The sequence below is a fragment of the Sphingopyxis sp. BE235 genome, assembly GCF_031457175.1.
Lineage (GTDB): Bacteria > Pseudomonadota > Alphaproteobacteria > Sphingomonadales > Sphingomonadaceae > Sphingopyxis.
In genome coordinates, this window is record NZ_JAVDWC010000002.1 from 38,655 (window position 1) to 53,998 (window position 15,344).

Below are 15,344 nucleotides of genomic sequence, written 5' to 3' on the forward strand. Positions count from 1 at the left end.
TGTCAGCCGTGCAGGCTCATCAGGCTGTCCATCAGCCCGTCGTCGGCGCTTGAGCAGACGCCGAGAACCAGCGCCTCCTCATATCCCTCGGCGACGACATAGGCGTGGCCCATCGACGAATCGAGATAAATGCCCTGACCCGTCTTCAGCGCGACGGGGTCATAGAATTCGGTGTGAATCTCGACCTCGCCCTCAAGGACGAAGATGAATTCCTCACCCTGATGGCGGACGAGATCGCCGAATTCGCGCGCACTGTGCGCGCGGATTCGCGTGATGATCGGGATCATCCGCTTTTGCCGCAGGTCGGTGCACAGATAGTGATAGTCGTAATTGTCGGTGGTGACGCGCACCGCCTGGTCGATCGTGCCGATGCTGCGGCGGCCGGTGACGCGCGGGGCCGTATCTTCGTCATCCTCGGCGAACAGGTCCGACATGCGGATGTTGAGTCGCTGGCTGAGCTGCTGGAGCTTGTCATAGCTCAGCGTCAGCCGGTCGTGCTCGACCTTCGACAGCGTCGACACCGGAATGCCCGATTTCGCGCTCATTTCCTTGAGCGTCCAGCCGTTTCGCGAGCGAATGCTCTTCATCACCGTGCCGAGCGTTGGCGGGGCTCCGCGATCAGCCATTAATTTTTCCATTCCATATTTGACAATTTTCCAATCAGGATCATTATGTCCCTATCGGGCCAATAGATGTTGGTCCCTTGGTAAGGGGTCGCGCGGCTTGCTGCAAGATGTGACAGGCCGCGACAATGAAAAGGGGAAAGCGATGCGTTTCATCCGCAAGGCGATGATCGGGCTGGCGGCTTTTGCCGCGCTGCCGCTGGCGGCGCAGGGGCCTGTGCCCGCGCCCACCGTGAAGAAAGTCGAAACTGCCGCCGTTCCGGTTGCAAAAACCGCCACGGCGCCGGTCGCGCTCGACGCCAAGGATCTCGAAGCCTGGCTCGACGGCTATCTGCCCTATGCGCTCGAACGCGCGCGCATCCCGGGCGCGGTCGTCGTCGTCGTGCGCGGCAATCAAGTGGTGCTCCAAAAGGGCTATGGCTTCTCCGACGTCGCCAAGCGCGCGCCGGTTCTTCCCGAGACCACGCTGTTCCGGCCGGGATCGGTGTCGAAGCTCTTCACCTGGACCGCGGTGATGCAGCAGGTCGAGGCGGGCAAGATCGACCTCGACAAGGACGTCAACGCCTATCTCGATTTCAAGATTCCGCCCTATGAGGGCAAGCCGGTCACGATGCGCAACATCATGACGCACACCGCGGGTTTCCAGGAATCGATCCGCCATCTGATCAGCAGCGATCCCAAAGCGGTGATGACGCTGAAGAAGCAGATGCCGCTCGCGCTGCCCGACCGCGTCTTCGCGCCGGGTACGACGCCCGCTTACTCGAACTATGCGACCGCGCTCGCGGGCTATATCGTCGAGCGCGTCAGCGGCGAGGATTTCGACGATTATGTCGACAATCATATCTTCCAGCCGCTCGGCATGGCGCATTCGACCTTCCGCCAGCCGCTGCCCGCCCATCTCGCGCCGCATATGGCAAAGGGCTATCCCGACGTCACGCAAAAGGCGAAGCCGTTCGAGATCGTCGTCCCGGCACCCGCGGGCAGCCTGTCGGCGAGCGGCGCCGATATGGGCAAGTTCATGATCGCGCATCTGAACGACGGTGCGGGCCTACTGAAGCCCGAAACCGCGAAGCAGATGCATGATTTCAAGGCGCCCGGTGTCGGCCCGCTCAACAGCATGGCGCTCGGCTTCTACGAACAATGGGTCAACGGCCACCGCGCGATCGCGCATGGCGGCGATACCGTCTGGTTCCACTCCTATCTGTGGCTGTTCCCCGACGCCGACATCGGCGTCTATATCTCGATGAACAGCGCGGGCACGCAGGGCGATGCGGGCGCGATCCGCAGCGCGCTGTTCCACAAATTCGCCGATCGCTACCTGCCCGGCAGCGAGAAGCCCGGCACCGTCGACGCCAAAACCGCCAAAGAACATGCGCAAATGATGGTCGGCCATTATGTTAGCAGCCGCGGCAGCTTCACCAATTTTGCCAGCCTGTTCGGCCTGCTCGGCCAGTTGACGATCTCGCTGACCGAGGACGGCAAGATCACGCTGCCGGCGCTCGACGGCCTTGGTGCCGGCGCACGCGACTGGGTCGAGGTCGAGCCCTTCGTATGGCGCGACACCGGCACTGGCGAGCGTGTTGCCGCCGAGGTCAAGGACGGCCGCGTCGTGCGCTGGAGCGTCGATGGCGGTTCGCCCTTCATGGTGTTCGAACCCGCCCCGGCGAGCGTCAATGCCGCATGGCTCAACCCCGCGCTGATCTTCGCTTTCGGCATCATCCTGCTCGCGGCGCTGGCATGGCCGGTGCGGGCGCTGGTACGCCGCAGCTTCAAGGCGGACTTCGCGCTCGAGGGCAAGGCGCGGCGCGCCTACCGCCTGTCGCGGGTCTTCGCCTGGCTCGCGCTCGGCGCACTCGCCGGCTGGATCGGGCTGATCGCGGCCTTCTCGGCCGATATCGGCAGCCTCGGCGGCCCGCTCGACTGGCTGATCCACCTGCTGCGCATCGTGACGCCGCTCGCCGCCTTCGGCCTGCTCATCACGGCGGGCTGGCACCTGTGGCTCGGTATCAAGGACAAGCGCCGCTGGACGATGAAACTCGGCGCGGTGCTGCTGATCCTCGCCGCGCTGATCCTCGTCTGGGTGACGCTCGTCTTCCATCTCTATGGCTTCGGGATGGTCTATTGATGGCGACGCAGCGCATGCGGGAATTGACGCTCGACCTTCGGGTCGAGCGTTTTTCCTACCATCAGCCGTTTCGCATTTCGGGGCATGTCTTCACCGAAACCGCGCTGCTCGTCGCCGAGCTTTCCGACGGGACGCACGTCGGGCGCGGCGAGAGCGCCGGGGTCTATTATCTCGGCGACGATATCGACCATATGCTGGCAGAGGCGACGCGCGTGCGCGGGGCGATCGAAGACGGCGCAACGCGCGATGATCTGCAACAGCTCCTTCCCCCGGGCGGTGCGCGCAACACGCTCGATTGCGCCTTCTGGGACCTGGAGGCCAAACAGACGGGGCTCCCGGTATGGGAACTCGCCGGGCTAAGCCCGCCCAAGGCGCTGCGCTCGACGCTGACGCTCGGGGCCGATCGTGCGGAGACGATGGCGAAAGCCGCGCTCGCGATCGATCCGGATGCCCCGATCAAGGTCAAGCTGACCGGCGATCTTGCCGACGATATCGCGCGCGTCGTCGCGATCCGCACCGCGCGGCCGCACGCGTGGATCGGGGTCGATGCCAATCAGGGTTATGACGTGGCGACGCTCGCCGAATTGCTGCCCGTGCTGGTGTCGGCGCGCGTGGCGCAGCTCGAACAGCCGCTGAAGCGGGGGCGCGAGGCCGATCTCGACGGATTGAAGCGCCCCTTGCCGTTCGTCGCCGACGAAAGCGCGCTGTCGCTCGCCGACACCGCGTCGCTCGTCGGCCGCTTCGACGTCGTGAATATCAAGCTCGATAAATGCGGCGGGCTGACCGAGGGGCTGGCGATCGCGCGGCAGGCGAAGAAGCTCGGCCTCGACGTCATGGTCGGCAATATGATGGGCACCAGCCTGTCGATGGCGCCATCCTATCTCGTCGGTCAGCTTTGCGACATCGTCGACCTCGACGGGCCGACCTTCCTTGCGCGCGATCGCGATCCGGGCGTCAGCTATCGCGATGGCATGATCCATTGCCCGGCCGGAATTTGGGGATAATGACAAATTTGTGTCCTAAACCGGTTGACAATTTTCTGATTAGGACAATAGTATAAATTGAAACTATAAAAGAGGGAGGTTGGGATGACGGCGTCGTTCCAGATTACGCGCCGCGCGGCACTCGCGGGCGTGGTGGGTGTCGCTGTGTCGGCGCCGATGATCAACAAGGGCGCCTATGCCTTTGCCGCAGCGCCGGAGAAGAGCTACTCGCGCCGCGCGGTCGATCTGGTCGCCTCGTCGCTCGTCATCGACATGCTCGCGCCGCTCAAGATCACGCTCGACGAGAATTATGTCGCGCACCGGCTGACCGACGCCGAAGCGGCCGAGTTCCGGGCATCGGGGATCACCGGCTTTCACAACGCATACGGCCTCGGCGGTCCTGACGCGAAGGCGCAGGCGCTCGAATTCCTCGCCGGCTGGCAGGGCTTTGCCGGGCGCAATAGTCATGTCTTCACGCTCGTCGACACGGTCGCCGATCTCGACCGCGCCAAGGCAGACAAGAAATGCGCGGTCATCATGGGTATCCAGAATGCCGAACATTTCGAGCGGGTCGCCGATGTCGCGCTGTTCCGCCGGCTTGGCCTGCGCTGCGCGCAGCTCACCTATAACAGCCAGAATCGCATCGGATCGGGCAGCACCGAGCGCGTCGACGGCGGCGTCAGCGATTATGGCGCCGCGATCATCGCCGAGATGGAAAAGCAGCGCATGCTCGTCGATGTCTCGCACTGCGGCGACAAGACCACATTGGACGCCATCGACATCGCCAAGGGACCGATCGCGATCACGCACAGCAACGCCCGCGCGCTGGTCGATCATCCACGCGTCAAGACCGACGCGGCGATCAAGGCGCTCGCGGCGAAGGGCGGGGTGATGGGGATCACCGGGGTGCGCATGTTCGTTCGCACGAGCGATCCGACCAACGTCGGACATATGGCCGACCATATCGACCATGTCGCCAAGCTGGTCGGCATCGACCATGTCGGCATCGGGTCCGACGCCGACCTGCACGGCTATGACGATATGAAGCCCGACGAATATGCCGCGCTCAAGAACAGCTACAAGGGCAGCTACGCATTTCGCGACAAGATCGACATCGACGGCTTCGACCATCCGCTCAAGACCTTCGATCTCACCGAAGAACTCATTCGACGGGGCTATTCCAACGAAAACATCCGGGCCGTGCTCGGTGGCAATTTCCGCCGCCTGCTGGCCCAAGTCTGGGGGTAAGACGATGAAACAGGGACTCTTTATTGCAGCAAGCATCGCCGCGGTCGTCGCCGCTATGCCGGCGCAGGCGCAGGACGCTGCCGCCGTCGAGGCGAGCGGCGAAATCGTCGTGACCGCACAGAAGCGCACGCAGAATGTACAGGATGTGCCGATCTCGATCGCCGTCGTCAGCGGCGAGGCGCTGCAGGAACAGGGCTCGGCCTCGCTCGTCGATTATGCGGGCTATGTTCCGGGCATGAACGTCAGCAATGGCGGCACGCCGGGGCAGACCACGATCACGCTGCGCGGCGTCGCGCCGCTCAATTCGGCCCAGACGGTCGGCATCTATCTCGACGACGCGCCCGTGGGGTCGAGCGCGATCTATAATCGCGCCGGGCAGTTCACGATCGACCTGATGCCCTATGACCTCGAACGGATCGAGGTGCTCAAAGGGCCGCAGGGCACGCTATATGGCGCGAGCTCGATCGGCGGCCTCGTCAAATATGTGACCGTCCAGCCCGACACGCGCGAGTTCAAGGTCCGCGCGGGCGTCGAAGGCTTCACGATCAAGGATGCGGGCAGCCTTGGCTGGGGCGGGCAGGTATATGTCAACGCGCCGATCGCAACCGACACGCTCGCGATTTCGGGCAGCTTTGCGTGGCGCAAGACGCCGGGCTGGGTCGACAGCGTCAACAATGCGGGGATCAAGGACCAGAACGACTATGAACAGCGCGGCGGCCGCGCCGCGCTGCTGTGGACCCCGACCCCCGAACTAAGCGTCAAGCTTGCCGGTATCTGGCAGTCGCTCGATTCCGACGGTAACGGCATTTACGCCGCCGATCTCACGGGCAAGCGGCTCGGCAACGGCCACTCGTACAATAATTATGTGCCCGAATCCTACGACATCGATCTCGACTATTATTCGGCGACGATCGACTATGATTTCGGCGCCGCGACGCTGACCTCGGCAACGACGTACAGCAAGACGCAAAGCGCGCAGGTGCAGGACGCAAGCTATGCATTCGGCGTGCTCTTCCCATTGCTCACCAATGGCGCGATTCCGCCGGGCATCACGCCTTTCTCGCTCGACCTCGGACTCAAGAAATGGACGCAGGAAGTGCGGCTCGCCTCGCCGAGCGGCGGGCGTTTCGAATGGCTGATCGGCGGCTTCTTTACCGACGAGGAGACGAGCAACGCGCAGCTCGTCCGCTCGTTCGACATGGCCGGAAACCCGATCGTGCCGCTCGATCCGCTGGCGATCGTCGGACTGCCCGCGACCTACAAGGAATATGCGGTCTTCGCCAACGCCACCTTCAAATTGACCGAGCAGTTCGAGGTCACGGGCGGCCTCCGCTGGGCGCGCAACGAACAGACTTTCACCCAGATCAGTTCGGGTGCGATCGTCCCGACCGCCAATGATCCGGGCGAGTCCGCCGAAAGCGTCTGGACCTTCTCGGTCAGCCCGCAATTCCACATCAACGAGGATGCGATGCTCTATGCCCGCGTCGCGACGGGTTATCGTCCCGGCGGCCCGAACGTCATCGTCCCCAATGTGCCGCCGAGCGTCGATGCCGATCGCATGACCAACTATGAGGTCGGCTTGAAGGCCGATTTCGCCGACCGGATGCTCACCGTCGACGCCGCCTTCTTCTGGATGGACTGGACCGATATCCAGGTCACGCGCGCGTTCGGCGGCGTGTCGGGCGGCGCGAACGGCGGCAAGGCGACGAGCAAGGGTTTCGAAGGCAGCCTGGCGCTGCGCCCCGCGCCGGGCCTGACGATCAGCGCGACGGGCAGCTATACCGACGCGACGCTCAGCGAGGATGTCCCCGACATCAGCGGCGTCAAGGGCGACCGCCTGCCCGCGGTGCCGAAGTTCAGCGGCGCGCTGCGCGCCGATTATGAGTTCGAACTCGGCGGCGGCAACAAAGGCAGCTTCGGGGCCGGCATTCGCCACGCGGGCAACCGCCTGTCGCTGGTCGAGAGCGATCCGCTTGTCGCGCGCGCCAAAGCCTATACGTCGGTTGACCTCAACGCCTCGGTGACCCTGGGCGATCACTGGACAGTGCGCGCCTATGCGCGCAACCTGTTCGACAACAAGGGTGAGATGGCGCGTTCGACGCTCGCCGACGGGCTCAACCGGCCGAGCTTCCTTGCGATCTCGCCGCTACAGCCGCGGACGATCGGCGTTGCGCTCGACATGGCTTTCTGAGCGAATTGGAGTTGGACACGATGAACGCGCCTATCGGCAGGCTGGAGGGCAGCCTGACCCTGCCGCAGCCCTATCTGCTGTTCCTCGGCGACACGACCAATGCGGCCTATGCCAAGACTGCTTTCGGGCTAGCCGACTGGGCGGGCGATCGCTGCACGGGCGAATGGGCGATCGGCGGGTGCACCGTTTCGACCGGCCTGCCGCGCCTGTCGCCCGCCGACGCGCGGGCAGCAGGCGCGCGCTCGCTGGTGATCGGCGTCGCCAATCAGGGCGGTATCATCGGCGCGGCATGGGTCGCGGTGCTCGTCGAGGCGATGGAGGCGGGGCTCGATATCATCAGCGGCCTCCACACCAAGCTGACGAGCGTTCCCGTGCTTGTCGAGGCGGCTGCGCGCACGGGGCAGCGGCTCATCGACATCCGCACGCCGCCGCCCGCAATCCCCGTCGGGACGGGACGCAAGCGGACCGGCAAGCGGCTGCTGACCGTCGGCACCGACTGCGCGCTCGGCAAGAAATATACCGCGCTCGCGCTGCACCGCGCTTTTGTGGCGCGCGGCCTCGATGCCGATTTTCGCGCGACCGGCCAGACGGGCATCATGATCGCGGGCGGCGGCATGCCGATGGATGCCGTGATCTCGGACTTCGAGGCGGGAGCGGCCGAAATGCTCAGCCCCGACGCGCCCGCGGACCATTGGGACGTGATCGAGGGGCAGGGGTCGATCTTCAACCCCGCCTACGCCCCGGTGTCGCTCGGCCTGCTCCACGGCAGCCAGCCCGATGTGTTCGTCGTCTGCCACGACCCGACGCGCAAGGTGATCCTCGGCATGGAAAGCTTTGCCTTGCCCTCGGTCGAGGAGGTCATCGACATGACGATCCGCCTCGGCAGCCGGACCAATCCCGCGATCCGCTGCGGCGGCGTGAGCTTCAACACGTCGAGCTATGACGCGGACGAAGCCGAGGCGCTGATGGCGGCCGAACGGCATCGGCTGGGACTTCCGGTCGCCGATCCGATCCGCGGCGGCGCAGGTTTCGACGCGCTCGTCGAAAGCATTCTCGCGTGAGTGTGGGCGAGACGGGCAGCGGGTCGAGCTGGTTCCAGCGCTACCTGCTGCCCGGATTTGCGCTGAAGGCCGTCATCATCGGCGGCGGCTACGCGACGGGGCGCGAGCTGGCGGAATATTTCGTGCCGTCGGGGCCGTGGGGCGGGCTGTCCGCAATGCTGCTCGCGACGCTGATCTGGAGCGTCGTCGCGGCGCTGACCTTCGCGCTCGCGCTCAAACTCGGCGCCTATGATTATCGCAGCTTTTTCAAAGGGCTTCTCGGCCCCGCATGGGTCGCGTTCGAGGTCGCCTATATCATCTTCGTCGTCCTGATCCTCGCGGTGTTCGGCGCCGCGGCAGGCGCGATCGGCGCCGCGACCTTCGGCTGGCCCGAACTCGCGGGCGTCGTGCTGCTCGCGGTATCGATCGTCGCGGTCACCGCATGGGGCACCGGCGCGGTCGAGCAGATGTTCAAATATGTCTCGATCCTGCTCTACGCGGTCTACGGGCTGTTCCTGATCCTCGCGCTCGCCAGCTTTGGCGGGCTGATCGGGCAGGGCTTCGCGAACGCGCCGCCGCCGTCGGGCAACTGGATGGCGGGCGGGCTCACCTATGCCAGCTATAATATCGTCGGCGCGGTGGTGATCCTGCCGGTGCTGCGCCACCTCCGGAACCAGCGCGATGCCGTCGTCGCCGGGCTGATCGCGGGGCCGCTGTCGATGCTTCCGGCGATCCTCTTCTTCGTCGCGATGATGGCCTTCTATCCCGCGATCGGCGACGAGACCTTGCCGTCGGACTTCCTGCTCCGCCAGATGACGGTGCCGGGTTTCCATGTCCTGTTTCAGGTGATGATCTTTGCCGCGCTGCTCGAAAGCGGTGCGGGGTCGGTCCATGCGATCAACGAGCGTATCTCGGGCGCGGTCGAAAGCCGCGGCCGGCCGCCGCTCACCCCCGCCGCGCGCGCGGTCATCGGCGCGGTGATCCTCACCGGCTGCATGTTCGTCGCGGGCGAGATCGGCCTCGTCGACCTGATCGCGAGCGGATACCGCTTCCTCGCCTGGCTGTTCCTTGGCGTGTTCGTCCTGCCGCTTATCACCATCGGGACGTGGCGCCTGCTGCGTCCGTCCACCGCTCCCCATATGGAGGCTTTGCCATGAAACGCCTGCTTGCCCTGTCGCTGATGCTGTCGGTCGCCGTGCCCGCATGGGCCGAACCGCCCGCCGATATCGGCGAAAGCGTCGAGGTGCTGCGCAAGAAGGTCGGCGCCGCGGGCGTCTCGATCGCGATTGTCGAGGACGGCAAGACCACCCTCTCGCGCGGCTGGGGCGTGCGCAAGATCGGCGAACGCGCGCCGGTCGATGAGCAGACGATCTTTCAGACCGGCTCGACCGGCAAGGCGATGACCGCCGCCGCGCTCGCGATCCTCGTCGACGAAGGCAAGATCGCGTGGGACGATCCCGTCATCAAGCATATGCCGTGGTTCCGCATGTATGACGCGTGGGTTACGCGCGAAATCACGATCCGCGACCTGCTCGTCCACCGCAGCGGGCTCGGGCTTGGGCAGGGCGACCTGATGTTCGTGCCGCGCACGCACCTCACGCGCAAGCAGACCGTCGAGCGCGTCGCTTATCTCAAGCCGCAGACGAGTTTCCGCTCGGCCTATGCCTATGACAATATCCTCTATGCCGTCGCCGGCCAGCTGATCGAGGAAGTCACCGGGCAGACGTGGGAGGACTTCATCCGCGCGCGCGTGCTGCGTGCGGGCGGCATGAAGAATGCGACGAGCGACAGCGAAGACCGTTTCCGCATACCGAACCGTAGCTGGCCGCACGCGCGGTTGTCGGGCGCGCTGCGCGGTCTCGGTCCGCAGGCGGCGCTCAACGAGCGCGACGAACTCGGCCGCAACGGGGCGCCTGCGGGCGGGCTTGCGCTCAGCGCCGACGACATGGCGGCGTGGCTCAAGATCCAGCTCGCGCATGGCGCGCTGCCGAACGGCAAACGCCTGTTCAGCGAAAAGCAGGCGGCCGAAATGTGGGCGCCGGTGACCCCGATGCCGATCAGTCCGCTTCCCGAGCAGCTCAAGCCCGCGCAGCCCACGCAGCAAGCCTATGCGCTCGGCTGGCAGGTTCAGGATTATCGCGGTCACCGCATCATCCAGCATGGCGGCGGGGTCTTCGGTTCGATCACGCGTGTCGTGATGATCCCCGACAAAAATGTCGGCTTCGCGATCATGATGAACAGCGAGGACAGCGGCATGCTGCTCGGCCTCACCTATGATTTGCTCGACCATTATCTCGATCAGCCGGATTATGGCTGGACCCAGAAATGGGAGGATTGGTATCAGTCGCGGCTCGCGGGCGGGGTCGAGTTTCTGAAACAGTCCAAGGCGTCGCCCGCGAAGTCGGGCCCGTCGCTCGCGCTCGCGGGCTACGCCGGGCGTTACCGCGACCCCTGGTATGGCGACATTGTCGTCGGATCGGGTGCGAAAGGTCTCACGATCGATTTCACCTCGACACCGCGGATGGCCGGGCGGCTCAAGCATTGGCAATATGACAGCTTCGTCACCGATTTCGACGACCCCGCGATCGAGCCCGCCTATGTGACCTTCGCGCTCGACGCCGAAGGCAAGATTACCGGCGTGACGATGAAGGCGGTGAGCAAGATCGCCGACTTCAGCTGGGACTATCACGATCTCGATCTGAAACCCGTGGAGGACAAGAAGTGAAGCGTTTCGCCATCCTGCTGACCGCAACCGCGCTCACCGCCTGCTCGCCGGGCGGCGACAAACCAAAGACACCCGAAGCGCCGCTGCATAGCCGCATGCTCGTGCTCGACACCCACCTCGACACGCCGCTTCATTTCGAGCGCGCGGGCTGGAGTTTCGCCGACCGTCACGCACTCGCCGAAGACATGGCGCAGCTCGACATTCCGCGGATGAAAGACGGCAATCTCGATGGCGGCTTCTTCGCCATCTACACCGACCAGGGGCCGCTGACGCCGAAGGGCTATGCCGATGCGCTCGCGTTTGCGCGGAAGCGGTCGGACCTGATCGATCGCACCATTGCGAAATATCCTGATGCGATCGCGCCCGCGCTGACGGCGGCCGATGCGGTGCGGCTGAACAAGGAAGGCAAGCTGATCGCCTTCAAGTCGATGGAGAACAGCTATCCGCTCGGCGAGGATCTGTCGCTGCTGCAGGAATTCTACAACAAGGGACTACGCCTCGCGGGGCCGGTGCATTCGAAGGACAATCAGTTCGCCGACAGCGCGACGGGCGAGGGACGCTGGAAGGGGCTGAGCCCGCTCGGCAAGCAATGGGTCGCCGAGATGAACCGCCTCGGCATCGTGATCGATGCGAGCCATTCGTCCGATGCGGCGTTCGACCAGATCCTCGCGCTGTCCAAATATCCGATCCTGCTCTCGCATTCGAGCCTGCGCTCGGCCTACGACCATCCGCGCAATCTCGACGAGGGACGATTGAAGGCGCTCGCGGCGAAGGGCGGCGCGATGTGCATTTCGACGATCTTCATGTCGGAAATGAACATGTCGCCGGCGCGCGCCGAACTGTTCGGCAAATATGAGCGGATCGGCCAGATCACCCCCGCCGAGCAGGTCGATCTCAACCGCCAATGGCGCGAACTCGACAAGACCGAGAAGCTCTGGGCGGCCGATTTCGATGCCTATATGAAGATGGTGCTGCGCGCGATCGAGGTCGGCGGCGTCGACCATATCTGCTTCGGCGCCGACTGGGACGGCGGCGGCGGGCTGCCGGGCATCGAGGATATTTCGGCGCTGCCCAAGGTCACCGAGCGGCTGAAGGCCGCGGGCTATTCGGACGCCGATATAGAGAAGATGTGGAGCGGCAATATCCTGCGTATCCTCGCGGCGCAGGGGAAGCCGGCAGCAAACTAGGGGCGGAAGCTTTTGGGATCGATCCCGAGCTTCTGCATCTTGTCGTAGAGCGTCTTTCGCGGGAGCCCGAGCCGCGCCATCGTTTCGGCGATATTGCCGCGCGTCTGTGCCATCGTGTCGTGGATGATCGTCGCCTCGAACCGGCGCACGCGCTCGGCGAGCGGGGCGTCGGCGGGCATCGCCGACAGGCCGGGGTCGGACGGCAGGTCGAGCACGACGCTATAGGCGAAATTCTTGAGCTCGCGGACATTGCCCGGCCAGTCATGCTCGACAAGGTGGCGGCGAATGCCGTCGTCGATCCGGAACCCCGCCATCCCCATCTTCGCCGCAGCCTCGTCGAGGAAGAAGGCGAAGGTCTGCGGAATGTCCGATCGCCGTTCGCGCAGCGGCGGGATGCGCAGCTTCACGACGTGCAGACGGTAATAAAGATCCTCGCGGAAGTTACCGCTGCGCACCGCATCCATCAGGTCGGTCTTGGTCGCCGCGACGACGCGCAGGTCGACGGGCTCGGGCGCGCTGGCGCCGATCGGCTGGACCTCGCGCTCCTCGATCACCCGCAGCAGCTTCGCCTGCACCGACGGATGCATCGTGTCGATCTCGTCGAGGAATAATGTGCCGCGATGCGCGCTACGAATGCGCCCTGCCTGACCGAGCTTGCCCGTCACACGGTCGGTCAGATCGCTGCCGAACAGCTCGGCCTCGGCCAGCTCGTGCGGCAGCGCCGCGCAGTTCACCGCGACCAATGAGGCCGGGCTCCGCCGGCTCTGGCGGTGGAGCATATGCGCGACGAGTTCCTTGCCCGTTCCGGTCTCGCCTTCGATCAGCACATCGATATCGGCTTGCGCGAGCTGCGTAATCGTCTCGCGCAGCCGGACCATCGCCGGGCTTTCGCCGATCAGCGGGCTGTCGATCGCCGCCGCCGCCGCGCTCAGCCGCCGGTTGTCGAGGATCAGCGCGCGGTGCGCGAGCGCCCGCCGCGCGATGCCGACGAGGTGATCGGCGGCAAAGGGCTTGGCGAGGAAGTCGAAGGCGCCGTCGTGGAGCGCGCGCACCGCCATCGCGACATCGGCGTGGCCGGTGATCAGGATGACGGGGATGTCGGGATCGATCGCGTGGATCGCGGTGCGCAGTTCCAGCCCGTCCATCCCGGGCATGCGAATGTCGGTCACGACGATCCCAGAGAAGCCCGCTTCGATGCGCGGCAACACGCTCTGCGCATCGGGGAATGCCTCGACCGCCAGCCCCGCGATGTCGAGCGTCTGGACATTCGCCTCGCGCAATGCGGCATCGTCGTCGACGAAGAAGATCGTCTGCTCGCCGGTGAAGAAGCTCATGCCGGCCTCAAGGTCAGGCGAAACCCTGCGCCGCCAAGCGGCGAGGGGATCAGGGTCAGCGTGCCGCCGAATTCGGCCATGATATCGCTCGCGATCGCGAGTCCCAGCCCGAGCCCGTCGGGACGGCCGGTGACGAAGGGGGTGAAGAGCTGCGGCAACAGCTCGGCCGGAACGCCGGGGCCGTTGTCACAGATGTCGATATGGACCGGGTCGCTGCCGTGCGCTCGGAGCGCGATGCGCGCATCTTTCGCGCCATGCACCGCGTCGACGGCATTTTGCAGCAGGTTGACGAGCACCTGTTCGAGCCGGACGCGGTCGGCATGCACTGCCGCCGCGGGATTTTCGATTCCGACGTCGAGCGCGATACCCTGCGCGCGCAGCCGGTCGCCGATCAGGAGCAGCGTGCCGTCGACCGCCGATTGCACCGCCACGGGGCCCAGCGGGGTGGGTTTGCGGCGCGCGAAATTGCGCAATTCGTTGGTGATCGCGCCGACGCGTGCGGTGAGTTCGACGATCGTGTCGAGGTTGCCGCGCGCCTTGTCGGGCTGCGCGCGCTCCAGATAACGCAGGCTGTTTTCGGCAAAGGTGCGGATCGCGGCGATCGGCTGGTTGATCTCGTGCGCGACGCCCGCGGTGATCTGGCCGATCGACCCGAGGCGGCTCGCCTGCGCCAGTTCCTCGCGTGCGGCGCGATAGCGGCGATCGGTTTCGGTCTGCCGGTCGGATGCAAGGCGCAATTCGTCGTTCGCGGTGCGCAGGTCGCGCGTGCGCGCGGCGACTTCGCGTTCTAGCGCCTCGTGCGCGGCCTGGCGCAGCGTTTGCCGCTCGACGATGCGGAGCAGCGTGATGATCGCCGCGCCGACAAGGATCAGCAGGACCAGGAAAGCCACGCGCGCGGTCGCATTGGCGCTGGCGCGTGCAGGCTCGGCGGGCTGGAGCAGGCGGAGCGTGCCGCCGGGGAAAGAGACGCGCTCGTTGGCTTCGCGGAACAGGTCTCCCCCGACGCGGATGCCGTCCCCGGTGCGGCTGACCGGCAAGGGATCGAGCCGCGCATCGCCATAGCTGCGCGTCGCGCGAAGCCGCTGCTGCGTCGCGGCCGAAATGGGGGCGAAGGAGCGGAAGCGCCAGCGCGGCTCGCTGCTCATCACGACGATCCCCGCCGCATCGGTGACGAGTGTCGCCGCGGCGGAATCGGCCCAGCGGCTTTCGAGCTTGTCGAACTCGACCTTGAGCACGATCACGCCAAGCTGGCGCCCGCCCACATCGACGCGCCGCGCGAGGTAGAGCCCGGGGCGACCGCTGACCGTGCCCAGAGCGAACAGCTCGGCCTCTCCGCTCCGCATCGCGCCCTGAAAATAGGGGCGAAAGCGGTAATTCTCGCCGACGAAGCTCGTCGGCGCGCGCCAGTTGCTCGCCGCGATCGTCGTCCCGCCCGCATCGATCACATAGATCACCGTGGCGTCGGTGCGCGCCGCGAGCTGTTCGAGTTCGCGGTCGAGCCGGCGCGAAGCGGCGTCGCTCTTGTCGGCGAGCGCGGCGCGGACGTCGGGGAATTCGGTGAGCACGCGTGGCAGCAGGCGGAATTTCTGCAGCTCGCTTTCGAGCAGGCTCGCATGCGCGCGCGCATTCTGCCGCGCCTCGACGTCGGCCTGCGCACCCGCGCGTCCCGCGGCCCATTGCGCGAGGCCGAACGCCGCGACGAGCAGGATAGCCAGCCCCGCCGCCACCGCGACGAACAGGCGCCGGCGGTTGCCGTGGGGACCGATTGGGGACGAATCGCTACGCGAGGGCATGTGCGGATTATTGCACAAATGTTCGGGATCGTATGCGGCATTTCGCACAAACTTGAACTTATGTGGAGCGCTGTGCCCATCATATTCAAATAATA

11 protein-coding genes are annotated in these 15,344 nt (G+C 65.5%); 8 read left to right on the plus strand and 3 right to left on the minus strand.

Annotated features, from left to right (window positions below; all coding sequences use genetic code 11):
* Positions 1-2 precede the first annotated feature (2 nt).
* Positions 3-626 (minus strand): helix-turn-helix domain-containing protein, encoded by a 624-nt coding sequence (locus J2X38_RS07390; RefSeq protein WP_058539452.1) that lies wholly within the window; start codon positions 624-626, stop codon positions 3-5.
* 142 nt (positions 627-768) lie between these two features.
* On the opposite strand from J2X38_RS07390, the gene J2X38_RS07395 reads away from it, so the two are divergent.
* From J2X38_RS07395 to J2X38_RS07430, 8 genes are all read left to right on the plus strand, one after another.
* A complete protein-coding gene (locus tag J2X38_RS07395; protein WP_310252795.1) occupies positions 769-2,748 on the plus strand; it encodes a serine hydrolase domain-containing protein in 1,980 nt (659 codons plus the stop codon).
* Positions 2,748-3,752: a dipeptide epimerase gene (locus J2X38_RS07400; RefSeq protein ID WP_310252799.1), complete on the plus strand. Its 1,005-nt coding sequence runs from the start codon at positions 2,748-2,750 to the stop codon at positions 3,750-3,752. The genes J2X38_RS07395 and J2X38_RS07400 overlap by 1 nt, the downstream gene beginning before the upstream one ends.
* A gap of 84 nt (positions 3,753-3,836) precedes the next feature.
* Complete coding sequence (locus tag J2X38_RS07405) at positions 3,837-4,979, plus strand: membrane dipeptidase (RefSeq protein ID WP_310252801.1); 1,143 nt, start codon at positions 3,837-3,839, stop codon at positions 4,977-4,979.
* Between the two features lie 4 nt (positions 4,980-4,983).
* Positions 4,984-7,170: a TonB-dependent receptor gene (locus J2X38_RS07410; protein WP_310252803.1), complete on the plus strand. Its 2,187-nt coding sequence runs from the start codon at positions 4,984-4,986 to the stop codon at positions 7,168-7,170.
* 20 nt (positions 7,171-7,190) lie between these two features.
* Entirely contained in the window at positions 7,191-8,231 is a 1,041-nt protein-coding gene (locus J2X38_RS07415; RefSeq protein ID WP_310252805.1) for a DUF1611 domain-containing protein, read from the plus strand.
* On the plus strand, positions 8,228-9,367 hold the full coding sequence (locus J2X38_RS07420) for a hypothetical protein (RefSeq protein ID WP_310252807.1): 1,140 nt from the start codon (positions 8,228-8,230) through the stop codon (positions 9,365-9,367). Before J2X38_RS07415 ends, J2X38_RS07420 begins: the two co-directional genes overlap by 4 nt.
* Positions 9,364-10,935: a serine hydrolase gene (locus J2X38_RS07425; RefSeq protein WP_310252809.1), complete on the plus strand. Its 1,572-nt coding sequence runs from the start codon at positions 9,364-9,366 to the stop codon at positions 10,933-10,935. The genes J2X38_RS07420 and J2X38_RS07425 overlap by 4 nt, the downstream gene beginning before the upstream one ends.
* On the plus strand, positions 10,932-12,122 hold the full coding sequence (locus tag J2X38_RS07430) for a dipeptidase (RefSeq protein WP_310252811.1): 1,191 nt from the start codon (positions 10,932-10,934) through the stop codon (positions 12,120-12,122). Before J2X38_RS07425 ends, J2X38_RS07430 begins: the two co-directional genes overlap by 4 nt.
* On the opposite strand, the gene J2X38_RS07435 is transcribed toward J2X38_RS07430, so the two are convergent.
* Both J2X38_RS07435 and J2X38_RS07440 read right to left on the minus strand, forming a co-directional pair.
* A complete protein-coding gene (locus J2X38_RS07435) occupies positions 12,119-13,456 on the minus strand; it encodes a sigma-54 dependent transcriptional regulator (RefSeq protein ID WP_310252813.1) in 1,338 nt (445 codons plus the stop codon). The two genes, J2X38_RS07430 and J2X38_RS07435, sit on opposite strands and share 4 nt — an antisense overlap.
* On the minus strand, positions 13,453-15,249 hold the full coding sequence (locus tag J2X38_RS07440; protein ID WP_310252815.1) for an ATP-binding protein: 1,797 nt from the start codon (positions 15,247-15,249) through the stop codon (positions 13,453-13,455). The genes J2X38_RS07435 and J2X38_RS07440 overlap by 4 nt, the downstream gene beginning before the upstream one ends.
* Positions 15,250-15,344: the final 95 nt, after the last annotated feature.

What these genes read in the sequence shown, in the direction of transcription:
- J2X38_RS07390 (WP_058539452.1), bottom strand. Translation starts at nt 626, where the DNA reads ATGGCTGATCGCGGAGCCCCGCCAACGCTCGGCACGGTGATGAAGAGC.
- J2X38_RS07395 (WP_310252795.1), top strand. Translation starts at nt 769, where the DNA reads ATGCGTTTCATCCGCAAGGCGATGATCGGGCTGGCGGCTTTTGCCGCG.
- J2X38_RS07400 (WP_310252799.1), top strand. Translation starts at nt 2,748, where the DNA reads ATGGCGACGCAGCGCATGCGGGAATTGACGCTCGACCTTCGGGTCGAG.
- J2X38_RS07405 (WP_310252801.1), top strand. Translation starts at nt 3,837, where the DNA reads ATGACGGCGTCGTTCCAGATTACGCGCCGCGCGGCACTCGCGGGCGTG.
- J2X38_RS07410 (WP_310252803.1), top strand. Translation starts at nt 4,984, where the DNA reads ATGAAACAGGGACTCTTTATTGCAGCAAGCATCGCCGCGGTCGTCGCC.
- J2X38_RS07415 (WP_310252805.1), top strand. Translation starts at nt 7,191, where the DNA reads ATGAACGCGCCTATCGGCAGGCTGGAGGGCAGCCTGACCCTGCCGCAG.
- J2X38_RS07425 (WP_310252809.1), top strand. Translation starts at nt 9,364, where the DNA reads ATGAAACGCCTGCTTGCCCTGTCGCTGATGCTGTCGGTCGCCGTGCCC.
- J2X38_RS07435 (WP_310252813.1), bottom strand. Translation starts at nt 13,456, where the DNA reads ATGAGCTTCTTCACCGGCGAGCAGACGATCTTCTTCGTCGACGACGAT.
- J2X38_RS07440 (WP_310252815.1), bottom strand. Translation starts at nt 15,249, where the DNA reads ATGCCCTCGCGTAGCGATTCGTCCCCAATCGGTCCCCACGGCAACCGC.